We start from the raw sequence: 24,228 nt of genomic DNA, 5'->3' as shown, positions 1-24,228 counted from the left end.
TTAAACTATAGTTTGATTGTCACTTTAAAGAAAAGCAAAAACGATCAATAAAAAATTTTTTAATATTTATTTATGGAATCGTGTGGTGTGCTGCATCCTGTAACAAACCAAACACGAAAAACCATGAAAAAGCCCATCTACTTACTCATTTTCAGCTTCCTGCTGATTGCTTCTACAACTATAGCCCAGACCCGAACTATAACCGGTAAGGTAACAGATTTCGAAACAGCAAAGCCCCTCCCCGGCGTGACTGTAACTATAAAAGGAACCAACAAAGGCACAGCCACTGATAAGGATGGTAACTATAAATTGCAAGTCTCAGCAAAGGACAAGGCGCTTATATTTAAATACATTGCCTATATCACTAAAGAAGTGCCGATAAAGCAGGATTCGGTTGTGAACGTTGCCCTGGAAGTTGACAATGCTCAGTTGGAAGAAGTGGTAGTTACCGGGTATAGCCGTAAACGCATGATTCTTGGTAAGATAGCCGGAATAGGGGCAGATGTCCAAAACATGACCTTCAGCAGCGCGCCAGTATTCAACACCGAAGAGTACCAGCATTTGCCTGAAAGCATTTTCCTAGAAGCGAAGAAGAATCCGCTTTCTACGTTTTCGATCGATGTGGACAATGCAGCCTACAGCAACGTGCGCCGCTTTATAAACGATGGAAAGTTGCCACCTGCCGATGCCGTGCGCATCGAAGAAATGATCAACTACTTTGATTACGACTACCCGCAACCAACCGGAGAACACCCGTTTTCAGTGACCACAGAGCTGGGCGTAAGTCCCTGGAACAAAGACAACCTGCTGCTGCACATTGGCTTGCAGGGCAAAGAAATCCCAACCGACAACCTGCCGGCTTCCAACATTGTGTTTCTGATCGATGTGTCGGGTTCGATGATGAGCCAGGATAAGTTGCCGCTGATAAAATCCGGATTTAAGATGCTGGTGGAGCAGTTGCGCCCGCAGGATAAAGTGGCTATAGTGGTGTATGCCGGAGCTGCTGGTTTAGTACTGCCATCCACAAACAATAAAACAAAGATGCTGGATGCCATTGAAGCCCTGGAAGCTGGCGGAGCGACTGCCGGAGCGGCTGGCATCAATCTGGCTTACCAAGAAGCAGAAAAACACTTTATAAAAGGCGGCAACAACCGCGTAATACTGGCCACCGATGGTGATTTTAATGTGGGGGTATCAAGCTCAGGTGAACTAGAAAGACTGATCGAGAAGAAGCGTGAAACTGGTGTGTTCCTGACTGTACTTGGCTTTGGGACGGGCAACCTGAAAGACTCGCGCATGGAGCAGCTGGCCAACAAAGGCAACGGCAACTATGCCTACATCGACAACATTCTGGAAGCCAAAAAGGTATTTGTAAATGAGTTTGGCGGCACGCTGTTTACCATTGCAAAAGACGTAAAACTACAACTCGAGTTTAATCCGGCCCACGTAAAGGCTTACCGTTTGATCGGCTACGAGAACCGCGCGTTGCAGAACGAGGACTTCAACAACGACCAAAAAGACGCCGGCGACATGGGAAGTGGCCACACTGTAACTGCGCTTTACGAAATTGTGCCAGCCACATCTAAAAACAACAAAACAGAGCTGCAAACGATTGATGACCTGAAGTACCAGGAAACCAAACTTAACAACAAAGCTGCTGCTACCAACGAACTACTGACCCTGAAACTACGCTACAAAGAACCGGCCGGCGACCAGAGCAAACTGCTACAAACTATAGTTACCACCCAAACTTTAGCCCCCGAAAAACTATCCGACAACTATAAGTTTTCTGCGGCAGTAGCGGCGTACGGAATGTTGTTAAGAGATTCGAAGTTCAAAGGCTCGGCCAACTATAGCCAGGTGCTGGAACTGGCTCAACAGGCACGCGGCAAAGACGAAGACGGCAACCGCGGCGAATTTGTGAAACTGGTAAAAGCTGTACAACTGATGGACGCAAGAGCCAGCAAAAAGTAACCTGTAACCTATAGTTTATACCTGCTCCCGTGTCGTGCGTAATAGTTACAAACTATAACCACAACATGGGGGCAGCTTTACTTTTGGTCAGAAAACTACTTTTAATAACTATGGCAGCGTGTGCCCTATGGTCGTGCACTCCCGACGAGCCTACTACCGAACAGACACCCGAAACTATACGCTCGGAAGAAGAAATGCTCCGGAATACCCTTGTGGCCGATACCCGGAAAGAGCTGAAAAAGTGGTTCCGGTTCTATCACCTGGATGAGCATGCCGATACCCTGTTCAGGCTTCGGGAAGTGTGGGAAGTCAGTCTGCTGACGGCTCCGGTATCTGGTAACTGGCAGGAATTGTACAAAGAGCACCCCAAACTTTTTAAACCATCTCCGGATAAAACCACCGTGCTGGATATTTATACCTACGAACGCGTTTTTGACGAAAAGCGGAGAGGCAAAATAGAGGTCTCGGCCGACTCGCCGGATAGTGAAGTAGCTATAGTTGACACAGCAAAAGGGGAGAAGACCCGCCTGATGTTCTGCGGCACACCCTGCCAGTTTCATGATGCCTGGTGGCGCACTCCAAACGAAGTGATTGTGGTGGGGCTGGTGCAGGAAACCGGGGAGGAATATTACCCGGCCCTGTGGTACATCAACCTGACCACCGACACGATCCGGCAATACACCGCAACACAGGTGGCTGAACCCAAAAAGGATAAGAACTATTTAGTGGATGAAGTGTTTGATGAACTATAAACAAAACGAGGTGCCTTAATGGCATAATCTGTAAAAATAAGTGCGGTGCCTCCTGCCTTGTTAGCTTTAATTTACCAAAAGCGGTGTCCTGCACTTTGCAGCTTTAACTATAGTCTTTTGCAGCATTCTATGTTCAGAATATACTGGATCAACCAGCTGTACTGCTAAACCTTGATTTAATTCGGGTTCTGGAAAACAGCGTTCAGGAGATGGGAATATTTGGCGCTCATCTGTTTGATGGCTTTGAAGTCAACGGTATGGTTGGTGTCGTATTTCTCTATCATAAAGCCTATGCTTAAAACCGCCGACAGCATGGTAAGAGTTAAGGCAAAATACCGGATGCTGCCATAAAAGCCATGCCTGGTACGCCAGATAAGCATGCGGAGCGGCATTAATACAGGTTGCAGCACAGGGGCCTGTATAAAATTAACCCGGAACCAGTGCACCCATTTTTCCTGCCCTATCAGTACAATGCTGCCCAGTATGGTAACATTCACCAGTGCAAATAAAGCCATCATCTGCACATACGGGTTGCTGTACAAGTGCCCGTACTCTATCTGGCTGTAGTAGATGGCGCCTACACTGATGCCGCACACCGCCAGGTTAGGCAGGTTGAGCAGGTAATTGTTGCGTGGTTTGTCGTCTTTAGGCGTCGGGATGTAAGGTACCCGGATGCGGAGAATAGAGTAGACCAGACCCAGACAGAAAACCCACCAGGTGCCTGTGCGCAATATACCGCCAAACAGGTGAAAGCCATTCTCATTCTGCTCATGAAACCAGCGCTGCGTAAAATGCCGGATACAGATAGAGATACAGAAAAAAGGAGCAAACATCAGTAAGAATTCGCCCAGGGGCAGGTACCACGGAAACTCAGCCAGCACCAGCGCCAGGATCGGAATGGCAAAATCGATGAGGTTGAAAACGCCGAACAGGTAGTAAAGCGGCAGGGTAAAATAATGGATTTTCTGTCGCCAGGTAAAATGGCGGAATAATTTGGGGTACACTGTAAAAAGCAGCTCAAAAGTACCGCGCGCCCATTTTATCTGTTGCTTATAGTACGCCGACATGGTAGCAGGTACCAGGCCGCGGGTTAAAATCTTCGGCACATATACCGATTTCCAGCCTTTGGCGTGTAGTTGCATGGCGGTGTGCATATCTTCGGCCAGACCGGCAGCGTGGCCGCCAATGCTATCCAGTGCCTTGCGGCGGAAGGTACAGTTTGCCCCGATTGCCTGTACCGTACCATAGCTGTTCATGCCCATCATCATGGGGCCGTAAAAACTATAGGTCTGCTCGGCCGCACCATACGCTATCAGGCTCTCTTTCCGGTTACTGTAAGCCTGCACCACCTGCACAAAACCTACCTGCGGGTTCTCGAAAAAGGGCAGTACCTCATCTAAAAATTCAGGGGCCGGTACGTGGTCGGGGTCAAGTATAAGGCAGATGTCGCCGGTAGCGTACTGCAGGGCGTTGTTTACATTGCCGGCTTTGGCGTCTTTTTTTATAGTGCGGGTAACATGTTTTACGCCCAGTCGCTCACAGGCAGCCTTCAGTACCGGGTCATCGCCTTCGTCGCAAAGGTAGGTGGTGTGAGGGTACCGGATGTTCTGGATGGCTTCCAACGTTTCGATGATCATGCTGTGCGGCTCACCGGGGCAGGCGGTAGTAAAAACATCCACTGTAAAAGCTGTTTTTAAGGCCGGCCGCTCCGGCACGCTCACCGAATAATAATGGTACCACTCATGCAGCGTGCGCAGCAGTTTAAAACCCAGGGCAGTGGTAAGCAGCCAGTACAACGGGGCATACCCCATGTGGTCGCCATCAATAAACCAGAACAGGAACGAGGCCATGCATAGCAGCCCAAGTACGATCATGAACCGGACAACGCGAACATCACCTGTTTTTGGGTGTTCTAAGCGGGGCAGGGCGATATGGTCTGATGATAAGGGTGGCATAGAGAGGTAGGGGCAAATTGTACTGTTTCTGCAAACTCCGGGGAAAGTCCATCTCCCTCGAGGTATAAACTTCCGCTAACTATACTCGTATTGCGACTTGTAAGTTTGCTTTAAAGCTGGTTTTTATACGCGCCTATCTATAATTCTGCTTAGCTATGATCATCACCCGTTATAGTTTTATATATTTTATTTGTATTCTGCTATTTGTTGTAACTGCCTGCCGCACCGGAGAAGAAGGTAAAGTATTCAAGGCAAAAGGGCGGACTGTGGAGATAGTTGGCAGCCCGGGTAACTATAGATTATACCGCCACGGCAAGCCATATTTTATAAAAGGGGCAGCCGGCTATAGTTATTTTGACCGCATAAAAGCATACGGCGGCAATTCTGTAAGGGTATGGCACACCGACGATGCCGATAAAATTCTGGATGAGGCACACAAACATGGCCTTACCGTAACACTGGGCTTATGGCTGGGGCGCGAGCGCGAAGGATTTAACTACTACGATAAAGAACTGGTAGCCAGGCAGAAAGAAGAAGTGCGCAACGTGGTGCTGAAGTATAAAGATCATCCGGCCCTGCTGATGTGGGGCATTGGCAACGAACTATACGCCGAAAGCGCCAACGTAAAAGTATGGGATGCCGTGAATGAGATCGCAGAGATGATCCACGAACTGGACCCCGACCACCCGACCACCACTACGGTTATGAACGTGCCGCTGAAGGACGTGAACCTGATCGCGAAACGGTGCCCTGCCCTGGATGTGCTCTCCATTAACTCATTTGGGGCAATGCACAACCTGCGCGAGGAACTGGCCAACAGCGCCTGGAAAGGGCCTTACATTATTTCAGAGTTCGGGGCCCGTGGGTATTGGGAGTCGTTTTTTACGGAGTGGATGGCACCCATAGAGCAGACGAGCTCTGAGAAAGCTACCTTTAGCCGCGAGCGTTACGAGCGCACCGTACTGGCTGATAGCGGCAACTGCCTTGGCAGCTACGTATTTATGTGGGGCAACAAACAGGAAACCACACCAACCTGGTTCAGCCTGATCACTGCCGACGGCGAAGAGACCCAGCTGGTGCACGAAATGGAAGAACTATGGACGGGCAAAAAAACGCAGCGCAACCAGGCACCCTATATCGCTTATCTGACCCTGGATAACAAACACGCCATAGATAATGTGTACCTGCAGCCAGGCAAACCAGCTGTTGCCAAAGTTTACGCCTTCGACCCCGAAGGCAAGCCGCTGCGCCTGAGCTGGGAAGTACTGCCCGAAACAAAATCAGAAGATGGGAATACCGGGAATGAGAAAAAACCGGCTCCTGTTCAGGGCATGATCAAAGAGGCAGCCGGGCAGCAGGTTACGCTTTTGCCAACCAAACCGGGCGCCTACAGATTGTTTGTAAACCTCCACGACGGAGATGGAAATGTTGCCACAGCCAATTTCCCTTATTTTGTGAAATAACTGATCCGGTCTATAGTTAGCGGTTGGTGATAGTACAGAAATGACCTGAAAACCATTTAACTATAGTTTGTAAGGCTATAGTTTAGCACTTCGGTTTTGCACGATCTAGCACTGCCTTAAAGAGTTTATTGCTACTATAATGCCTTTCTTACCTGATTCCCAACTCACGACCATGAAAACTATAGGTGATTTCCGGCAGCATAAAAAAGCCATTCTGATTGAAAAAGAACAACTATAAACAAAAAGCCCCGGCGAAACCGGGGCCTCTACTAAACTATAGATTTAGAAGAATTACTTTTTGTAGAGCGTACCGCTTGAATAACTTCCTGTTATCGGGCTGTATGCTTCTATAGACATCTCTTTGCCATTATTTCGGAATGTGATCGTGGTGTTTGATCCCCATTCAACTCCTTTTACACCTTCCGATGATGTACCCCAATACCAAAGCGCGTCAGCTTTATAAGAGGTGCCACTCTGGCGGGCATTTTTGATATAGGCATCGCCGAGCTTTACATAACCGCGCTGGTATGTCTGCCACCAGCTCAGGGTAACACTAGACTCACCGATATACTTGAAGATGAGCCCATTTTGTGTGCCGGTATATACCAGAGATCCACTCTGATTTGACCACTCGCCTACAAACGGAGAATCTTCTGTTGTAAAAGATACTTCTTTGCCATACTCTGTCTTCCCTTCATCAGTAATATAGTAAGGGCGCACACGGTAATTTGTTTTAGGGGTAAGGCCGGTTAAGTTGCCTGTATAGGAGCCAGGGCCGGAACCAGATCGGTGCGTTTCATCCTCCACAGTTGGCTTGCCTGTTGTGTTCCAGCAGATACCTTTTTCATCAATGGTAATGTCGCCGGCAACGGAGAGGTTTATGTTGATCTTGGCGGATGAGGAGCCGATGTCAAATACGTCGCCGGTCTCAAGTCCGTTATCAGGTTCAACTTCATCGTCTTTAGTCCCACAAGCAGTAAATAATACCAATGCTGCCAACAGCATCATGAATGATCTGAGTAAATTTTTAGTCATAACAATAGTGGTTAGGTGAAGAGTTGCTGCTTAAACGAACCGCCCGCTTCAGGCCGAAGACAAGCAATTGGCTAACAAATCAAAAATAAAATACAATAAATCAGGTAAAGATGCCTGGAAGTGCGCAGTTACGCAATACCTACTTTTGAGCATATTTGACTATTGATCTATCGTGTTTGGCCGGCAGTTCAGGTTAATTTACCCGCAATCTTTCTTCAGCTTTTCGTTTGTACAGGTAATGTGAGATGTTACTTTTCGCCCTAAATCTTCCCTGATTTTTGCTGATCATTCCTGCACTTGTACTGTGTGTATAAGCTTTGGTTAAATTTTTCCTGTTATAGTATAAACGCTCCTTTTTAAGCCTTTTACTATTTCCAGCCAGTATTCCTGAATAATGAGGTCTCTTGTACTAAAGTGACCTTCCTTCAATCGGGCGGTTTTAAAAGGTTGCGTTCCGGTCTGTAAAAAGCTATCCTACAGTAATTTGGCTTGTTACTTTTACCAGCTAAGTTTCCTTTTTAATAGCAATAAAGTGAGATATGTTTGGCATACAAGAACTATGCGCTTGTGGCAAAATCTGCTACAGAAAGGCATGCAGCGCATTTGCAACAGTATTACCAGAGGTGTGCAACCGGAAATTGTCTCACCTTACTTATATGTTTCACTTTAACACCTTAACACACATGAAAATTAAAAATTTACTCCTGCTGCCTGCACTGGTAGCAACCATTTTCTTCTCGTCGTGCGAGCAGAAAGAAGAAGGCGCTGTAGCCAAGAATGAAGTATCGGAAATGGCTGTTTCCAGGATTTCGCAGATGGGCTTCAGCACCGATAATGTACAGAAAGTAGAAGGAGGATACCTGGTAGAGGGCGACATCCTGCTGACAGAAAAAGACCTGAATGAGAATACACTGGTACAGGCGCTCCGCGTGGGGGACGTAGAGCAGTACCGTACTTCCAACCTGGTAAGTGTCAGCACATCGCGTACAATTTATGTAGCGGTTTCTACCAGCCTTCCTTCTGCTTATGTTACAGCCGTAGATGAGGCCATCCGTCGTTACAACGCTGAGAACTTACGACTGAGGTTCCAGCGTGTGTCATCAGGCTACAACATCCTGATCACAAAGGCGCCGTCTGGTTCTTCTTACCTGGCTTCTGCCGGTTTCCCGTCAGGTGGCAATCCGTATAGCAGAGTTCAGGTTAACTCTGATTACCTGGGCACAAACCCTGGTACCAACTACCTGGCTACTATCCTGGCACACGAGATCGGTCACTGCATCGGTTTCCGCCATACTGACTACATGAACCGTGCTTACTCTTGCGGTGGTTCTTATTACAACGAGGGTGCCTCTACAGTTGGCGCTATCCACATACCAGGTACACCAACAGGTGCTGATCCTAATTCCTGGATGCTGGCCTGCATCGGCTCTGGCGTGAACCGTTACTTCAACTCTAACGACAGAACAGCTCTTAATTACCTGTACTAAGCTCTACCCTTACGTACAGCAAAGCCCCGGTTGGTTCTACCTTCCGGGGTTTTTTCTGTTATGGGTTATCACAACTATAGTTACAGGCTGGCTATAGTTGGGGCGGAGTTAATTGCAAACTATAGGTCCGGGGACATCTGCTAACTATAGCTAAACTATAGCCGTGCACAGCTGCAACTATAGAAACAAAAAGCCCCGGTGAGGCCGGGGCTTTAAAGGAAAATTTACTGCTTTGTTATTTTCTGTTAAGGGTGGTTGTGAAATAAGAATCATCGAACGGGCTGTACGACTCAATCTGAAGCTCAGAACCGGAGGCATTGAAGGTAAGCGTGGTTTTGGTGCTGTACTGCACACCATCTGCTGATACCCATAACGCTTCGGCAGCATAGCGCTTGCCCTGTGGTAAAATGTTACGCAGGTAAGCAGTTGTACCCACTGTTACATATCCTTTCTCAACGGCTTCGGCCCACTCTGGCTTGTTCACTGTTTTAAATACCAGCCCCTGTCCGGAACCTGTAAATACAAGCGTGCCATCGCCATTCTTCCATTCGCCTTTAAACGGCGACTCTGCTGTTGTAAAAGATATTTCGTTGCCATAGGTTACTTTACCATTGCTGATGTAGTAAGAGCGTACATAGTATCTTGTGTTGGCGCGCAGTCCGGTCAGGATTCCGGTAAATGAGCCATCGCCTGCGCCTGCGCTTTGCTTGTTCTCATCTATCATCGGACCGCCATAGTCGTTCCAGGCAATACCTTTTTCTTCTATGGCAATATCATTAATCAGCTCAAGGGTAACGGTAACTTTAGCGCCGTACTCATTTATCTGGAAGGCTTCACCGGTTTCAAATTCATCTTTGGGTGTTACTTCGTTATCCTCGCTGCAGGATGCGAATAAAAAAATGCCCAGCACAAGCAGCAGCCATGACCGGAGAATTGTAGTTTTCATAAGAAGTGGTTAAATGGTAAAATAAAGGTAAAATGGTTAAAATAAATAAAGTAACTGCTTTGCTTAATGCAGCGCATTACCTGTAAAAATACAATGAAATTTCCGAAAAGGGAATATCTGCGGCAGAAGTACCCTTTCCAGTTGCTATTGTGGAGGTAAAAGTGTCCGTTTCATCAGGAAAAGCCGATCGGATATTTTACCATCATCATCCGGAATGTAAGCCACAAACTCCCAACCCTGTTTGCCCATATAGTTTAGCACGCCGGTAACTGAAACAAATTCAAGCTTTTTGCCCGAAGCATCGGTAATTTGTTTTTCGGTGTTTTCTCCGCTGCCGTAGGTGAGGTAAGCTGTGTAATTTTTACGGAGCAGAAAAGCCGATACCTGTACCCGAACATATTCTATAGTTGTATTTGCTGTGGTTTGCGCTGTAGCCACCGGTTGTTGTGCAGCGGCCGAAATGTAGGTGCAGAACAGCAAAGCAGGCAGAATAAACATTTTTATCATAAGCAGCTTTCGGGTAAGGAAAAGGTTATAGTTGAGATAATTGGAGTAAGCAAAAAGTATGCTAAAAAAATACAACCTTTACCTGTGAGAGATTTTGGAGCAACTATAGTTGAAGCTATCTATGCTTTTACATTCAGATTACAGGGACAATTAGAGGTTTACAGGCTATAGCTGACAACTATAACTACAACTTTAAGAAAAGAAACTACGATTTAGCACGTATATTTACACTCAACCAAGTATACCCTCTACTTCATGCTGCTGCACAAGGACGGATTAATAGAACTGAGATACGAAGTTGCGAACGATGTTCTTTTGATGAACTGGCCAGACCTGACCGGTATTACCCTGCCGGAGATAGATTATTCGATCAGGAAGATCATTGATACCCTGCGCCATTACGATATCAAGAACCTGCTTATAGATTCGCGGCAGAGCAAACTGTCTGACCTGTCGCAGGAAGAGTACCAGGGCGTACTGATCACGTTTGTGCAGCAACTAAAAACAACCCGCCTGCAGCGGCTGGCCCGCATTTCTACAGTTGATTCCAGGCGCGAAGACGTAGTGGACGACACAGCCGAACTGGCCCTCAAGAAAATGGGGATCGATTTTGTGTTCCGGAACTTTGCAGAGCAGCAGGCAGCTTATAGTTGGCTTACGGAGAAATAAAAAACTGCTGAAAACAAAAAAGCCTTACCGGGTGGCAAGGCTTTTCTGCTGATGTTGCAATGCTATATTAATACTAAGCGCGCTTTACGTTAACCGCGTTCAGTCCCTTTCTTCCTTCCTGCAATTCAAATGTTACTCTGTCGTTTTCTCTGACCTCGTCTACTAATCCAGTTACGTGTACAAAGTACTCCTTGTCTGAATTTTCGTCCTTAATAAAGCCAAAACCTTTCTCGGTGTTAAAGAATTTTACTGTTCCGTTATTCATGATGTTATAAATTATACCCCTACTACACCTGCTTCTCTTAAAATGTTCAAAATTTTGTTAATTCAATCAAATAATTTTCAAAAAAAGGCCTCTGCGCGCAACTATAGCCGTTTCTGAAATGCATCTTTTTTTAGCAGTGTTACACAAATAAAGCTTTCACAAGGGCAGGGGTTGGCAGTAAAAAGCCTTCCCCCGACTGGCAGGGAAAGGCTTCAGAACAATGAAACAGGAAATTCTTAACTGCCTGTACGGTTCAGTTCGTCTAAGTTTACGTTACGTTTTTTGGTTTCGAATGCCTTGCCTTTGTTAAAGTTGTAGCGCAGGTGCACCCGCACAGTTTGTTGACCAAAGTACTGGTCTATCGTGTTTGTGTTGCCATCCACTACAGTGTTTATCTTCATCATGCGGCTCTTAAAGATGTCGGTAAAACTGAGGCTCACGGCCAGTTTATCGTCCAGGAAAGAGCGCTTCAGGCCGGCATCCGCCCACCACATCTGGTCGAACTCGAACAGGCCATACACGCCAGGGCCCTGGTAAGCAGCGCTCAGTTCCAGCCTGATGTTCTTTGGCAGCAGGATGTTGTGGCTGCTCTGCGCACTAAAGTTCATCTCTTCTTTGGTCTCGGTCACATTTTTTACGCTGGTGGTAAAATGCTGGTAAGAAAGGGTCGCATTGTTGTTGATCTCCCACTTGCCCGGCTTTATGCGGACAGGTACAACCAGCGTAGCAGTGGCATTGGTAAAGTTATCCATGTTGCGGCGCTCAAATATGGTCATCTCCTTTTCTTTATCAAACACAGGTACTTCGCCAATCAGGTCGGTGGTAACGGCATAGCCCAGCACCAGGTGGTATAGTTGCTTGTACATCTGGGTTACCTCAAACGAGTTGGTGTACTGTGGTTTCAGGTGCGGATTTCCGGTGGCCAGGGTATAAGGATCGATGTAGAAAACGAACGGGTTCAGGTGCTCGTAATGCGGGCGGTTGATGCGGCGGCTGTACTTGTAGCTCAGCTGGTAGTTGTCGCTCACTTTCTGCTGCACAAACACGCTCGGGAACAGGTTCAGGTAATCGTTATCGTCTATTTTGTTCAGGGTTCTGGAGTTGCCCTTGGCAGTGGTATATTCGGCGCGTAAACCGGCCTGCACGCTCCATTTTTCGTTCAGTTTAGTAGAGTAGTTCAGGTAACCGGCTGTAATGTTCTCGGTAAAGATAAAGTGGCTGCTACGTGCCTTGTCAAAAGCTGGTATACCGTCGTTCATGTTGTAAAAGCCCAGTTCGTTATCCGATACCACGTGGCTGAACTTAGCGCCCAGTTCCATTTTGCCATGCTTGCCCATCCCTCTGGAGTAATCGGTGCGGGCAGAGTAAATATCATAGCTGGTTGGGTTCAGGTTTCTGTACGCTTTCACCTCAGCCGGAGCCGAACCGTCAGCGGGTCTGAAACTATGGAACATGTCCGATTCCACATCGTTTCGGATAGTGGCGTAGTCTACATCGGCCGATAGGGTAGAAGTGCCCAGCTTTCCGCTATAGTGCAGGTTAAATGTTCCGTTTTTGTAAATATGGTCTGTCGCTGTCTCTGAAAGGATTCGGGTATCGTTCGGGGTAACCCGGTCGGTACGCAGCGAGTTAGTAAAAAAGTTGTTATAGTTGTCGGCGTACTGCAGGTTTGCTACCATCCCGATGCTGTGCTTGTCGTTCAGGTCATAGTCTGTGGCCAGGCGCAGCGAAGGAGACAGGCTTTCTTTTCTTTCCAGGCCATCCTGTGTCATATACATTCTGCCCTCGGTGGTATTCATATCGCGGGTCATATCCATGTCACGGTAACGCGGGCGGCTCGACAGGTCTGCATTGATGGAGGTATTCCAGTTTCCATGTTTCAGGTTCACGTTCGTACCGGTGGTATAGCCATGGTAGCGGTTATAACTATAGCCGGCATACACGCCGCCGTTCAGGCCAAACTGGGAGTTCTTTTTCAGGTTGATGTTGATGATTCCGGATGCGCCTTCCGCATCGTACTTGGCTGATGGGTTAGTAATGATCTCCAGGTCTTTCAGGTTCTCAGCTGACATGCCCTGCAGCAGGTTTTGCAGATCTTTTCCGCTCAGGTAAGATGGTTTGCCATTAAGCAGGATCTGTACGCCGCCTTTGCCGTTCAGGGTAAGGTTACCGTCCTGGTCCACCCACACGCCCGGCGATTTTTCGAGCACTTCGTAAGCGGTGCTACCACTGGCCAGCGCAGTGCCTTCCACGCTGACTACCATTTTATCGGCTTCGTTTACAATGGTCGGGCGCATGGCCTGTATAGTTACTTCCTGCAGCACCTTGGCATCAGCCGTAAGGGCCAGTTTTCCGAAGTCTTTAGAAGCTGTTGTTCCGCTGATCTCGAAAACCGGGCTCTGGAACTGCTGGTACCCAAGGGCACTGATCTTCAGGTAATAAGTACCTTTTGCCGGCGTCTTGATCTTAAAGTTGCCATCCATGTCGGCAATGGCACCGGTTACGACCGCTGCAGTTCCGGCATTAACCACGGCTACATTGGCAAAGCCAACCGATTGCGCCTTCTCATCAGCTATAGTTCCGGTCAGTAGGCTTTCCGATTGGGCAAACAGGTTACCGGTAGTGCAACAGTAGAGCACAGCCAGAAGCAGGAGATAGATATTTTTCATAGTTTTATGGAGTGTGTATTGTTTAATGATGATGCAAAGTTATTGTATAGTACTTTGTAATGCAAGGTACTGTTGTGAATTACTTACTTGTTTTAGATGAATGACTATAGTTTATCTGCAAACTCCGGGCAACTATAGCTTAAACAGTCGTTTGTTTTAGCGGGCAGTCAGCTGATAAATTATTTATAGTTTACCGGCACAGCCTGCCTGCTGCTATAGGATGAAGGAAAGGAGAGATTGGTTGCCTGCCTAAAGCAAAAAGGTATAAAAAGTAAAAGCCGCCCACTTTCGGGCGGCTTTTAACTTATAGGGTTTATAGAAATAGTTGGCGCGTGTGCGTATTGCGCTTTAAATGTACAGTGGGGAGCTGTATTAAAAGGCAATACCCAGGTTAAACCCAACGGCGCGGATACCGCCGAACGGGCCTTTTACTTTGCCGAACATACCGTTGTCGTTTACGGTAGCGTCTACATAGCTTTTGCCATCGCTGTATTCAAAGATATCTTCTACTTCCTGCTCAAGCTCTGCCTTGTCCTGCTCCGATAGCATGCTCAGGTCAACTTTGGCTGTCATGTCGCCGGTTACGTTGCCGTAGTGGCCACCTACAATGTACCAGTCAAAAGTTACGCGCTTGGCAATCAGCCACTGGGCTCCCAGCATAATACCGCCACTCAGGCCTTTCAGGCTGGCTTTGTAAGGCAGGTCGTGCTCCATGCCCAGTGCATCCTCATATACATCCAGGTACGACAGGTCCATGGTAGTATAGCGGCCGTAAAGCGATGCGTAGAAGCCGCGGGCACCCGGTTTTTTACCGGTATAAAAACGGATCTCTCCTGTAAAGGCCGTTGCGGCAGCGTTACCCTTCTTAAAAGCGTCCTCAAAATCATCACTGTCCATGCCTTCCGTGTCCGAAGTCATTTCCAGGGCTTTGTCAACTACAGGGATGGAACTGATCTGGGTTTCGGGCATAAAACTATAGCCGCCCACCAAAGTAATTTTGCGGGCAATGGCACGCTCGTAGCTGAAACTATAGTTGCTGAAAGCCAGTGATGACAGGTTCATCTTGATACTGTTCTTCCGGAATACTTCCGGCGCAGGGGCAACAACCGAATCCCGGGCTGGCGCTAAGGCAGTCTGCAGGGTGTTTGCAGAATCAACAGAGAGCACCGGGGCAGCTGTTGTGTCGGTTTGGGCAGCGCATAAGCCCGCGCTGAAGCATAGGGCAAGGGTGGTAAACAGGTGTTTCATGAGTGGCGTGTTAGGGTTTGTGAATGCAGATGGTTAAATGTCAGTTGATTATACAGCTTATTCTATATAGTTGTTTGTTAATACGTTAAACTATGGCACAGGATGTCTGCACCTGTAAAAGGTCCGGTTACTTCTGAATATCGGGGCTTAGCTTATTTCATAGTTGCGGGATCGTTCCCGGAGAGTGTATCAAAGGTCTGTAGTTCTGGGCTGAATTAGAATACCTACTTCTGAGTATTTATAAAATTTCTAAAACAGAAATGATAAAATAAGGTAGAATTTTATAATAGATATAGAATTAACTATATTTATGCTGCCAAAAAGCGCAAAAGCTATGACCTATTCTAAATCCTCAGAAAACAACTTGAACGAGACGGAAACGCTGCCCCTGGAGGAGCGCATGAAACGCAAAATTGCCGAGATAGACATGATCTCGGCACAATTGCCAGCCGTTGTTATTATCCATAATATACAGCAGGGGTTTTCGGTGGAGTATATGTCGGAGCGGGGAGCTGAGCTATTAGGGTTTACGGTGGAGGATATCCGGAACCTTGGGGAAGAATACCACACCAAGTTTTTTAACCCCGAAGATGCACCTGACTACATTGCCAAAGCCAAAATGTTGCTGGAGCAGAACAGCAGCGACTACATTATTTCGCTTTTCCAGCAGGTTCGTGGTTCGGAGCAGCATCCCTGGAAATGGTACCTGACCACGGTAAAGATTCTGATGTGGGACGATGAAGGAAAGCCGCTGCTGACTATAGGCCTGGCATTTCCTATAGATCCGCTGCACCACGTTACCTCAAAGGTATCGCGTTTGCTGGAGGAGAATAACTTTTTAAGGTTGAACTATAGCCGGTTCAGTAAGCTATCGGGGAGGGAGCAGGAAATTCTGCGATACATAGCCTTAGGGAAGAGCGCCGCCGAATGTGCCGATGAGCTTTGTATTTCGGCTACAACCGTAGAAACGCACCGGCGCAACATTAAAAAGAAACTGAATACGTCTTCATTTTTCGAGCTCACGCAATACGCCCGCGCCTTTGATCTGATCTGATCGGGTAAAGCTTTTTGCTCAGGAAAGAATATACTCGCGGTAGGCCCAGCAGATAAGCTGATAGGGGTTTACGAAGCCTTTTTTTAGCAGCATATTTTGTACATGCCTTTTTATCACTGCAGCTGGCAAGCCCAGTTCATCGCCTATCTGTTTCTCCGTACAACCCTGGGCCAGCAGCTCAATAATCTTGCGTTCGCGGTTGCTTAAAATTCGTACATGTTTCTCCATACGTGAAGCAGTAAAAGGTAAATGCCTTCAATTCAGGAGAATACAATATGCACATCTTAATCGTAAAGGTCAATACTTACTTTTGGTGATTTTTCGGGAATCAAAGTCTGCAGATAAACCGGCAGGAGCTATAGTTTATGTCAGACATTCACAAGCGGTATGTCAGGCAGGCGGTAATGTTGCAGGTTGGGGAGGAGCCAGGCCAGGGCTTCGTCTGTTGTGTCAAATACCTGTATCAGCTTTGTTTTGCCATAAATACGGTAGGCTTTGTCGCGGATGGAGGCCAGCCCTGCGTGGTGCGGAAGTGCGCTGGGCGTAACAACTGCGCAAAACTTAAGGGTGCTTTGTACCAGCAAAATACCAAACTCTTCGGTCAGCCACTTCAGGTTCGGTACCGATCGGGGAGTTAGCACGGAGCTGTCCTGCAGCCATAGTTCCAGGGCATTCTCCTTTATCAGTTGGTATACCTGCATCAGTCCTGTCCTGTACTCATCCTGCTCCACATCCCGGAGCCAGCGGCAATACAGCAGCTTTTTCCGGTCATCAATGCGGCATTCCATAAAATCGGAGGTATTCATCATCATTTTTACGCACACAACTATAGGTGGATGTACAATGCGGCCAGCTGTTCGGGTGCATGCCTGCATAGCCTGTAAATATAGCAAAACAAGTTTTATAAAAGCAATATAAGTCCTTTATAATCAGTGTTTTTACGTAACTGGTTTTAATGTCCGGCTAATCGGGTGCAGGCTGGTTTGCCTTTAACAACTATAAACTGCGCGCGTATAAAAAACAGTACAGATGTTTAATTTAAAAGCAAGGAGGTACCATGAGATCATTAGCAAGAAAAGGGGAACATAACCCGGCCACCCGTGATATGTTCTCGGGCTTCTTCAGCGACATAGACCGTATGTTCGACAACGACATGTTCCTGATGCCGATGCGCTTTGGTAAAGGTAATAATATGCCGGCAGCCAACATGCGCGAAACAGAAAAGGAATATGCCGTAGACTTGGCCGTGCCGGGCATGGACCGCAACGATTTTACCATTGAGGTAGATGAGAACATGCTCTCGGTAAGCTGCCAGAAAGAAGAGGACATAAAAGATGAGAAAGACAACTATAGCCGACGGGAATATAACTATAGTTCTTTCAGCCGTACATTCCGCTTACCCGAAGCTATAGTTGCCGATAAAATTAAAGCCCAGTACGACAAAGGAGTGCTGCATATAACTGTGCCCAAAGCAGAACAGAAAGAGCAGCGCCGTAAGCGAATAAATGTAGAGTAAGAATTTACTAACCAACCAAAAACCATTCAAAAGCTGAAGCTGCCACAGAGCGGTTCCAGCTTTTGTGCTATTGCGCCATTGTTACATTTTTAAATTGTATAGCAATTCAAAAGGTTAAAGATCAGATGATATTGTAAGGTATTGATATTCTTATAGTTATATATTTTTAACTGTCACAATGAATTGCTTATGCAGGTAGTTTAATTATGTTAAAAAAATTATTAAAAAATTAATAATATAAAGCAGTGCAATAAATAATCAGTGTTATACCGCTTAACACAAGAGCTGGAAATAAATACGTATATTTAATTGTACTATATCTATAATTAATGAAAATAAATAATGAAACCTGATGATTTTACGGGGGGTACAAGCCCAAAGTAAATATATTTTTAACTTAAACCCCTCTAACAATCATGAGAAAAGTAAAACTTTTCGGTCTGCTGGTAATTCCGGCAATGTTCACAGTAGGTTGTTCTGATGATCAGGACGTTACCCCATCAGCAGATTTAAGCGCAAGCACTGCAGCGCTGGCAACTGGTAATGGCGCCCCAAGTGGTTCGCACTACAACCTGAACATTATTGGCGTATCAAAAGGCAAAACTGCAACTATGGATGGCAACAGCGGTCACCGTATTTTTGTAAGTCTGGAAGGCAATACAAAAATTCTGCTTGCCGAAGGTGATACGTACCAGGTATTAGATGCAAACGGCACTGACAGTAACGGGGCGAAGTTCCAACTGCCTAACCCTGACCCGGATAATGATGGCATTACAGAATATTCTGTTTGGGCTCGTGCCTTAGGTAAGCCAGGTGGCAGTTCAACCATGAGCACTTGTGCCTACGACCCTATGTCCGGTGAGGATGTATGCAGCACAGAGAGTTTGGTTTCTGTCAGAAGCAAAGGGAAATCATCTTTTACAAACGTATCCAAAGACCTCCTCTATATTTATGCTGACCTGGACAATGACGGGGACACTGAGCGTTACCCATTATTTGACGACAGACTGGAAGATTATTACTGGAGCTATGACAACAATGGCTTGAAAATATTACAGTTGCGCTTCTACGAGATGGCAACCAACGTCAACTAATAACAAACTCCCTCTACATAAAAACACCCCGGCCAAAACTGGCCGGGGTGTTTTTATTATGAATTTAACTGCGGTTAGCTTATCTGCCTCTGTCGCGTTTGTCGTGTCCTTCTACTTTTACCAGCTTGTTGTATAAGCCCAGGATCAGGAAAGGAGCAGGCCACTGGCCTACAAACAAGGCTTCGTCGTCTTTCTTCATGATCTTAAGCGTAGCTGATATGGCCATACAGCCTAACGCAGACCACAGGAACAGGTCTGATGGCAGTTTGGCGGTATATTCTTCAATGGTTCTTGCCACAGGTCCTTCTCTATGTTCAGGGTTCATTCTGTCAGCTTTGTTTTTCAATTCTTGTGCTTCCATAGTTATATTTTGTTAATGATTAAATGTACGTTGCTCTAAAAAAACGAATTAAGCGCTTTAAGGTTTACCAAATTGCTCGTCATCCCCTGAAAAACAGAATTATACAATTACGGAAACTTTGCCGGCTATAGTTTGTTTATGTCCTTAAAAGGCATGCCTTTATAGGTGCAAACAGGTAGTTGCAACTACTTTTGACAGATACACCGTATAAAGCGACTGAAATTTGTTGTTTTTAACAGAAGTAACTGTTTACTTTGAACCGCTTAAGAGAGATTAATTTGCAGCCACTTAGCAGACATTACTGTTCCTTACAGATGCCGTTAACCGGGTTTGTCGCAACATCTCATCACCTTTCCCTGAGTGATAAGCTGATCGGCTATTGCCTTCACTTTTTTTCCACTCCAAAAGACTTTAACAAGTAAGCCGGAACCTTTCCTTTTTCCGGCCCCGATAAAGCGCCTGAGTCGGTGCATGCAATAAACAGGAGTTATTTCTGTTAGTGCTTCACCAGCCAAATCCCTTTAATCTTATTTTATAAAACTGTTATGTTAACCAAGCTTAGCGTAAGGCAATTCTTGGCAGTTGTCCTTGCTGCCCTTTTTGCATTAGTAGCATATTTAAGTTATCAGAATACCGCTTACCTGTTGTTGTTGGTGCCCCTAGTGCCGCTGCAGATCCTGTACTGGCACAACATCCGGCAGCCAAATCATTCTATCCTGCGCAATTATCCGCTGTTGGGGTACCTGCGTTACTTTTTCGAGAGCATCCGCCCCGAAATGCGCCAGTATTTCTTCGAGTCGGACCTGGATGGGAAACCGTTCAGCCGCCGGCAGCGGTCTATCGTTTATCAACGAGCCAAAAACGTACGCCAGACCGTGCCTTTTGGTATGCAGACCAACAGCCAGGAGAACGGATTTGAATGGATAGCGCACACCATGTTTCCGGTGGAGGTAAAAACCGAAGACATGCGCGTGATGGTGGGTGGCTCGCGCTGCAAGCAACCGTACAGTGCCAGCATCTATAACATTTCGGCTATGAGCTATGGCTCGCTGAGCAAAACGGCTGTTACGGCCCTGAGCGCCGGCGCTAAACTGGGTGGTTTTGCGCATAACACCGGCGAAGGTGGTGTCAGCCCCTTCCATATTGAGGGCGGTGGCGACCTTATCTGGCAGATCGGTACGGGTTACTTTGGTTGCCGCGACAGCAAAGGTAATTTTTCGGAAGAGCTGTTTGAAGAGCAGGTAGCGCACCCGAACATTAAGATGGTGGAAATAAAACTATCGCAGGGCGCAAAACCAGGGCACGGTGGTATACTACCGGCTGCCAAAAACACGCCTGAGATCGCTGCCATCCGTAAAGTAGAGCCGCATACAACTGTTGCGTCGCCTCCGGGCCACTCTGCTTTCCAGGACCAGTTTACGATGCTGTTGTTTATCGAGAAGTTAAGAATCTTATCAAAAGGCAAACCTATCGGTATAAAGTTATGTATTGGTAATAAGCAGGAGTTCGAGCGTCTGTGCCAGGAGATGATGCACAACCAGATCTATCCTGACTTTATAACCATTGATGGTGCCGAAGGTGGCACCGGTGCAGCGCCACTTGAGTTTACCGACAGCCTGGGAATGCCGCTTTATGATGCCCTTGCCTTTGTACAGCTGATGTTGCAGAAGTATAAACTGCGCGACGAAGTGAAAGTAATAGCGGCTGGTAAGATCATTACCGGTGTGGATATTATCAAGGCGATCTCGTTGGGGGCAGATATATGCTATAGTGCGCGCGGAATGATGTTTGCCTTAGGTTGCATCCAGGCGCTGCAGTGTGATTCGGGCCGTTGCCCGGTAGGTATTGCCACCCAGGACGAAAACCTTTATAAAGGGTTGGATGTTGCTGATAAGCGGGTACGTGTGGCTAACTTCCATGGCAATACCATTAAATCAACTATAGAAGTGATGGAGGCTTGTGGCTTTGGTGGTTTAAGCAGTATTACGCCGGATAAGATCTTCAGAAGGGTAGAGTCCGGTAAGACGATGAGCTTTAAGGAACTGTACTTTGATGCTGCCGATGCCGGAAACCTGCTGACCAAAGAACGACAACTCATACTAAACTGAACGAAAATGAATACGATCTATTTAACCGAAAAGGACTACGAACGCCTGCATAGTTTAGTGCAGGTGCAACGCCAGAGCGGTGGTGCTGCCGCCGTAGAAGGTTTATGCCAGGAACTGAAACGAGCCAAAGTAGTGGCATCGGAGGAGATTCCTAAAAATGTGGTGACCATGAATTCGCTGGTACGCCTGAAAGATCTGAAGAGCAACGGAACAATGGAGATAACGGTTGTTTACCCGAAGGACGCTGACCTGAACAGCCGTAAAATATCGGTGCTGGCTCCGGTGGCCACTGCCATTTTAGGCTGCAAAGTGGGCGACGAAATAGAATGGCCTGCGCCGAAGGGGAAACTGAACTATGTGATTGAAGAGATCCTGTACCAGCCTGAAGCTGCCGGCGATCTGTTTCTATAGTTGCGCTGCTACATACTATAGCTGCTGAAGCCAAAACCACCTTTTACGGGTGGTTTTGGCTTTTATAGCTTATAGCGGGCGTTTCTTGGTACCGCGGGTCGGGGCGGCCTCCAGCGGGTTTTCAGGCCAGTGGTGTTTAGGGTAGCGGCCGCGCAGGTCTTTGCGCACCTCAAAATAGCCGTTTGCCCAGAAACTGCGAAGGTCGCGGGTAACCTGCACAGGGCGTGATGCCGGCGACAACAGGAGAATAAGCAATGGTACCTTACCGCCGCCTATACGTGGCGTATCCAGCATCCCGAATATTTCCTGCAGACGCACGGCAAGAACCGGGGTGGTTGGGTCTGTGTAATCAAGGGCAATGCGGGAGCCACTGGGTACCTGCAAATGTGTAGGCGCAAGCCGGTCCATTTCCTGTCGCTGTTCCCAGGTCAGTTCCGAAAGCAATATTTCCTTAAAGTCCAGCCTGCCCACCTGATCTATAGTTCGTAATCCGGCTAAATGCGGCAACAGCCACGTTTCCATCGTTTCTGTCAGGGTACTATCCGATACATCAGGCCATTGTTGCGGTTGCAGCTGATGCAGAAAGGACAAACGCTGTCGTGTGCTGATAGCCTGATCAGACCATGGCAGTTTCTCAATTCCCTTTTCCTGCAAGGCCTGTAATAGTTTGGCTGCTATCTGCCCGCTATCCGGATTGGGCTGGCTGGTTTTCTGCAAAACGAGAGCACCCAGGCGGGTGATTTTCCGGGCAATAACACGGCCTGTGGTTTCATCAAACTTTACTTCATCAAATTCTTCCAGCTGTTCTGCAAAATGCGCTAACAGTTCTGCTTTATCTAAAGTTACTGCCAGCAGTACGCGGGCCTGGTTTCCGGTTTCGAGGTGGGCAATTCCGTAAAAAGTTGCTTCGCTGAAGAGCTCGGTGGGCAATGCTGCCCGTTGGCCTGTAATCAGGCGTACTCTGCCAGAAGTTTCGCGCTGGGCAATACGGTCGGGGTAGGCGAGGGCGGTTAGCAGGCCGGCCACTTCCGGTTTTATCGTTTCGGTAGTAGTGCGCGTGCGCTGCATCAGGTTCCGGGCCTGCTCTTTTACACGCCGCAACGCATTTTCATCCAGCACAAACCCGGGTATAGGTGGCCGCTTGCCATTCAGTATCTCCAGCCTAAGCGACAGGTCGGGCAGTACCTGGCCGCGGCCTGTTTCCAGTTGCTTTAGTATATCTTTTTCAGACAGAAGCGCAGCCAGCGCACAGGCAGTTGCTCCAAATCCAAATTCACGTCCCCGTATCACCAGATGTCCCAGCCTCGGCGACAAGCCTAAGGAGGCCAGTGCTTTTCCGTGGGCAGTGGCATTTCCTGCAGCATCTATGGCTTCCAGGCGCAGCAACAGGTCGCGGGCGAGCGAGATGGCCGCGGCAGGCGGTATATCAAGCCATTGCAGGTCCGCAGCATTCTTTACTCCCCATATTGCCAGTTCCAGCGCCAGCCCGGTTAGGTCAGCTTCGCAAATTTCTGGTAATTGTCGGTCGGGGAGCTGTAGTTGGTCGGCAGCAGACCACAGGCGGTAACAAACGCCCGGCCCCAGGCGTCCGGCCCGTCCACGCCGCTGGTCGGCAGCTGCTTTGGATGCAGCTATAGTTGCCAGCGTGGTAAGGCCGGTACGGGGCACAAAACGGGGCACCCGCGAAAAGCCGCCATCAATCACAATTTTTACGCCTTCTATCGTTAAGCTGGTCTCGGCAATACTGGTGGCTAATACTATTTTGCGCCTCCCTGCCGGGGCGGGTTGTATAGCAGCCATTTGTTTCGCTAACTGCAGATCGCCGTGCAACAGGTGCAGATCTATAGTTGGTGCCAGTTTTCCTTCCAGTTGTGCCAGTTTTCCTTCCAGTTGCGTGGCTACCCGTCGCATTTCGCCCATACCGGGTAAAAATACCAGTATATCGCCTTCAGGTTCCTCTGTTAGCGCTTTCCGGATAGCTTTAGGAACAAGGCTCATGAGGCGTTCGGCAGGCCGATTACCGGCAGCGGCAACTTCGGCTTGCGGGAGATAATGCGTCTCTACGGGAAACTGGCGGCCCTCACTTGTAATAACAGGTGCTTTTAACCAATTGCTGATACCGGCTGCATCCAGGGTGGCACTCATCACTACGATCCGAAGGTCAGGGCGCAGGACTGCCTGTGCATCCAGTGCCAGCGCCAGTCCCAGATCCGCCTGCAGGTTACGCTCATGAAACTCGTCGAAAATAATAGCAGCAACGCCTTCCAGTGCCGGATCGTCCTGCAGCAGGCGGGTAAGGATGCCTTCTGTAACTACTTCTATTTTGGTCTTTGCAGATACCACATGCTCCATCCGCACCCAATAGCCAACTGTTTGCCCCAGTGGCTCGCCCAGCAGGTCCGACATGCGTTGTGCGGCTCCGCGCGTAGCTAATCGGCGGGGCTCCAGTACCAGTATCTTCTCCTCATTTCGCCAGCTGGCCTGCAGTAGGGCAAGGGGTACAAGCGTGGTTTTGCCGGCTCCGGGAGGTGCCTCCAGTACAACACGGTTGTTTGTTTCCAGTGCGTCCAGCAGTCGGGGCAGGGCTTCCTTTACGGGCAGGTCAGGTAAAACAGGGAACAGGTCAGCAGTAGCCATAGGTGCAAAGTTCTGAAATATGCGCGACAAAGCTATAGTTTGTTGGCTTGGTAAAAAGAAAGAACCCACCTGTTTTT

21 protein-coding genes are annotated in these 24,228 nt (G+C 47.8%); 10 read left to right on the top strand and 11 right to left on the bottom strand.

All coding sequences use genetic code 11. The features are described from left to right. Nucleotides 1–123: 123 nt before the first annotated feature. On the top strand, nt 124–1,974 hold the full coding sequence (locus H7F15_RS06490) for a VWA domain-containing protein (protein ID WP_185196147.1): 1,851 nt from the start codon (nt 124–126) through the stop codon (nt 1,972–1,974). A gap of 110 nt (nt 1,975–2,084) precedes the next feature. Beyond that, complete coding sequence (locus H7F15_RS06485; RefSeq protein WP_185196146.1) at nt 2,085–2,726, top strand: hypothetical protein; 642 nt, start codon at nt 2,085–2,087, stop codon at nt 2,724–2,726. Nucleotides 2,727–2,902: 176 nt separating this feature from the next. Here the strand turns inward: H7F15_RS06485 and H7F15_RS06480 are convergent, their stop codons facing one another. Continuing rightward, nucleotides 2,903–4,681: a glycosyltransferase gene (locus H7F15_RS06480; RefSeq protein WP_185196145.1), complete on the bottom strand. Its 1,779-nt coding sequence runs from the start codon at nt 4,679–4,681 to the stop codon at nt 2,903–2,905. A 155-nt stretch (nt 4,682–4,836) separates the two neighbouring features. On the opposite strand from H7F15_RS06480, the gene H7F15_RS06475 reads away from it, so the two are divergent. After that, on the top strand, nt 4,837–6,144 hold the full coding sequence (locus tag H7F15_RS06475; protein ID WP_185196144.1) for a glycoside hydrolase family 2 TIM barrel-domain containing protein: 1,308 nt from the start codon (nt 4,837–4,839) through the stop codon (nt 6,142–6,144). A 291-nt stretch (nt 6,145–6,435) separates the two neighbouring features. Here the strand turns inward: H7F15_RS06475 and H7F15_RS06470 are convergent, their stop codons facing one another. After that, nucleotides 6,436–7,179, bottom strand: coding sequence for a hypothetical protein (locus tag H7F15_RS06470; RefSeq protein ID WP_185196143.1), 744 nt, complete (start codon nt 7,177–7,179; stop codon nt 6,436–6,438). 683 nt (nt 7,180–7,862) lie between these two features. Here H7F15_RS06470 and H7F15_RS06465 point away from each other — a divergent pair. Then, nucleotides 7,863–8,666: a M57 family metalloprotease gene (locus H7F15_RS06465; RefSeq protein WP_185196142.1), complete on the top strand. Its 804-nt coding sequence runs from the start codon at nt 7,863–7,865 to the stop codon at nt 8,664–8,666. A gap of 235 nt (nt 8,667–8,901) precedes the next feature. Here H7F15_RS06465 and H7F15_RS06460 read toward each other — a convergent pair whose 3' ends face one another. Next, on the bottom strand, nt 8,902–9,612 hold the full coding sequence (locus H7F15_RS06460) for a hypothetical protein (protein ID WP_185196141.1): 711 nt from the start codon (nt 9,610–9,612) through the stop codon (nt 8,902–8,904). Between the two features lie 144 nt (nt 9,613–9,756). Then, a complete protein-coding gene (locus H7F15_RS06455; protein WP_185196140.1) occupies nt 9,757–10,119 on the bottom strand; it encodes a hypothetical protein in 363 nt (120 codons plus the stop codon). A 255-nt stretch (nt 10,120–10,374) separates the two neighbouring features. On the opposite strand from H7F15_RS06455, the gene H7F15_RS06450 reads away from it, so the two are divergent. Then, nucleotides 10,375–10,788, top strand: coding sequence for a hypothetical protein (locus H7F15_RS06450; protein WP_185196139.1), 414 nt, complete (start codon nt 10,375–10,377; stop codon nt 10,786–10,788). A 73-nt stretch (nt 10,789–10,861) separates the two neighbouring features. On the opposite strand, the gene H7F15_RS06445 is transcribed toward H7F15_RS06450, so the two are convergent. From H7F15_RS06445 to H7F15_RS06435, 3 genes are all read right to left on the bottom strand, one after another. Then, nucleotides 10,862–11,053, bottom strand: coding sequence for a cold-shock protein (locus H7F15_RS06445; RefSeq protein ID WP_185196138.1), 192 nt, complete (start codon nt 11,051–11,053; stop codon nt 10,862–10,864). A 236-nt stretch (nt 11,054–11,289) separates the two neighbouring features. Further along, entirely contained in the window at nt 11,290–13,722 is a 2,433-nt protein-coding gene (locus H7F15_RS06440; RefSeq protein ID WP_185196137.1) for a TonB-dependent receptor domain-containing protein, read from the bottom strand. 372 nt (nt 13,723–14,094) lie between these two features. Then, nucleotides 14,095–14,970, bottom strand: coding sequence for a DUF3575 domain-containing protein (locus H7F15_RS06435; RefSeq protein ID WP_185196136.1), 876 nt, complete (start codon nt 14,968–14,970; stop codon nt 14,095–14,097). A gap of 334 nt (nt 14,971–15,304) precedes the next feature. On the opposite strand from H7F15_RS06435, the gene H7F15_RS06430 reads away from it, so the two are divergent. After that, nucleotides 15,305–16,024, top strand: a complete 720-nt coding sequence (locus H7F15_RS06430) for a LuxR C-terminal-related transcriptional regulator (RefSeq protein ID WP_221627009.1) — start codon at nt 15,305–15,307, stop codon at nt 16,022–16,024. An 18-nt stretch (nt 16,025–16,042) separates the two neighbouring features. On the opposite strand, the gene H7F15_RS06425 is transcribed toward H7F15_RS06430, so the two are convergent. Then, nucleotides 16,043–16,252 (bottom strand): response regulator transcription factor, encoded by a 210-nt coding sequence (locus H7F15_RS06425; protein ID WP_185196135.1) that lies wholly within the window; start codon nt 16,250–16,252, stop codon nt 16,043–16,045. A gap of 140 nt (nt 16,253–16,392) precedes the next feature. Next, complete coding sequence (locus tag H7F15_RS06420; protein ID WP_185196134.1) at nt 16,393–16,899, bottom strand: hypothetical protein; 507 nt, start codon at nt 16,897–16,899, stop codon at nt 16,393–16,395. Nucleotides 16,900–17,081: 182 nt separating this feature from the next. On the opposite strand from H7F15_RS06420, the gene H7F15_RS06415 reads away from it, so the two are divergent. Both H7F15_RS06415 and H7F15_RS06410 read left to right on the top strand, forming a co-directional pair. Beyond that, entirely contained in the window at nt 17,082–17,540 is a 459-nt protein-coding gene (locus H7F15_RS06415) for an Hsp20/alpha crystallin family protein (RefSeq protein ID WP_185196133.1), read from the top strand. Between the two features lie 416 nt (nt 17,541–17,956). Further along, nucleotides 17,957–18,634, top strand: coding sequence for a hypothetical protein (locus tag H7F15_RS06410; protein ID WP_185196132.1), 678 nt, complete (start codon nt 17,957–17,959; stop codon nt 18,632–18,634). Between the two features lie 79 nt (nt 18,635–18,713). On the opposite strand, the gene H7F15_RS06405 is transcribed toward H7F15_RS06410, so the two are convergent. Beyond that, nucleotides 18,714–18,995, bottom strand: a complete 282-nt coding sequence (locus H7F15_RS06405; RefSeq protein WP_185196131.1) for a hypothetical protein — start codon at nt 18,993–18,995, stop codon at nt 18,714–18,716. A 545-nt stretch (nt 18,996–19,540) separates the two neighbouring features. Here H7F15_RS06405 and H7F15_RS06400 point away from each other — a divergent pair. Next, a complete protein-coding gene (locus H7F15_RS06400) occupies nt 19,541–21,103 on the top strand; it encodes an FMN-binding glutamate synthase family protein (RefSeq protein ID WP_185196130.1) in 1,563 nt (520 codons plus the stop codon). 6 nt (nt 21,104–21,109) lie between these two features. After that, a complete protein-coding gene (gene rnk / locus H7F15_RS06395; RefSeq protein ID WP_185196129.1) occupies nt 21,110–21,514 on the top strand; it encodes a nucleoside diphosphate kinase regulator in 405 nt (134 codons plus the stop codon). 69 nt (nt 21,515–21,583) lie between these two features. Here the strand turns inward: rnk and hrpB are convergent, their stop codons facing one another. Continuing rightward, nucleotides 21,584–24,181, bottom strand: coding sequence for an ATP-dependent helicase HrpB (gene hrpB, locus H7F15_RS06390; protein WP_255481120.1), 2,598 nt, complete (start codon nt 24,179–24,181; stop codon nt 21,584–21,586). Between the last annotated feature and the right edge of the window lie 47 nt (nt 24,182–24,228).

The organism is Pontibacter sp. Tf4 (genome assembly GCF_014212495.1).
GTDB lineage: Bacteria > Bacteroidota > Bacteroidia > Cytophagales > Hymenobacteraceae > Pontibacter.
The sequence above is the reverse complement of the archived record's forward strand: the minus strand, read 5'-3'. Positions and strand labels throughout refer to the sequence as shown.

What these genes read in the sequence shown, in the direction of transcription:
- H7F15_RS06475 (WP_185196144.1), top strand. Translation starts at nt 4,837, where the DNA reads ATGATCATCACCCGTTATAGTTTTATATATTTTATTTGTATTCTGCTA.
- H7F15_RS06455 (WP_185196140.1), bottom strand. Translation starts at nt 10,119, where the DNA reads ATGATAAAAATGTTTATTCTGCCTGCTTTGCTGTTCTGCACCTACATT.
- H7F15_RS06435 (WP_185196136.1), bottom strand. Translation starts at nt 14,970, where the DNA reads ATGAAACACCTGTTTACCACCCTTGCCCTATGCTTCAGCGCGGGCTTA.
- H7F15_RS06460 (WP_185196141.1), bottom strand. Translation starts at nt 9,612, where the DNA reads ATGAAAACTACAATTCTCCGGTCATGGCTGCTGCTTGTGCTGGGCATT.
- H7F15_RS06405 (WP_185196131.1), bottom strand. Translation starts at nt 18,995, where the DNA reads ATGGAAGCACAAGAATTGAAAAACAAAGCTGACAGAATGAACCCTGAA.
- H7F15_RS06425 (WP_185196135.1), bottom strand. Translation starts at nt 16,252, where the DNA reads ATGGAGAAACATGTACGAATTTTAAGCAACCGCGAACGCAAGATTATT.
- H7F15_RS06445 (WP_185196138.1), bottom strand. Translation starts at nt 11,053, where the DNA reads ATGAATAACGGAACAGTAAAATTCTTTAACACCGAGAAAGGTTTTGGC.
- H7F15_RS06420 (WP_185196134.1), bottom strand. Translation starts at nt 16,899, where the DNA reads ATGCAGGCATGCACCCGAACAGCTGGCCGCATTGTACATCCACCTATA.
- H7F15_RS06485 (WP_185196146.1), top strand. Translation starts at nt 2,085, where the DNA reads ATGGCAGCGTGTGCCCTATGGTCGTGCACTCCCGACGAGCCTACTACC.
- H7F15_RS06415 (WP_185196133.1), top strand. Translation starts at nt 17,082, where the DNA reads ATGAGATCATTAGCAAGAAAAGGGGAACATAACCCGGCCACCCGTGAT.
- H7F15_RS06400 (WP_185196130.1), top strand. Translation starts at nt 19,541, where the DNA reads ATGTTAACCAAGCTTAGCGTAAGGCAATTCTTGGCAGTTGTCCTTGCT.
- H7F15_RS06440 (WP_185196137.1), bottom strand. Translation starts at nt 13,722, where the DNA reads ATGAAAAATATCTATCTCCTGCTTCTGGCTGTGCTCTACTGTTGCACT.
- H7F15_RS06480 (WP_185196145.1), bottom strand. Translation starts at nt 4,681, where the DNA reads ATGCCACCCTTATCATCAGACCATATCGCCCTGCCCCGCTTAGAACAC.
- H7F15_RS06470 (WP_185196143.1), bottom strand. Translation starts at nt 7,179, where the DNA reads ATGACTAAAAATTTACTCAGATCATTCATGATGCTGTTGGCAGCATTG.
- H7F15_RS06450 (WP_185196139.1), top strand. Translation starts at nt 10,375, where the DNA reads ATGCTGCTGCACAAGGACGGATTAATAGAACTGAGATACGAAGTTGCG.
- H7F15_RS06490 (WP_185196147.1), top strand. Translation starts at nt 124, where the DNA reads ATGAAAAAGCCCATCTACTTACTCATTTTCAGCTTCCTGCTGATTGCT.
- H7F15_RS06465 (WP_185196142.1), top strand. Translation starts at nt 7,863, where the DNA reads ATGAAAATTAAAAATTTACTCCTGCTGCCTGCACTGGTAGCAACCATT.
- H7F15_RS06410 (WP_185196132.1), top strand. Translation starts at nt 17,957, where the DNA reads ATGAGAAAAGTAAAACTTTTCGGTCTGCTGGTAATTCCGGCAATGTTC.
- rnk (WP_185196129.1), top strand. Translation starts at nt 21,110, where the DNA reads ATGAATACGATCTATTTAACCGAAAAGGACTACGAACGCCTGCATAGT.
- H7F15_RS06430 (WP_221627009.1), top strand. Translation starts at nt 15,305, where the DNA reads ATGACCTATTCTAAATCCTCAGAAAACAACTTGAACGAGACGGAAACG.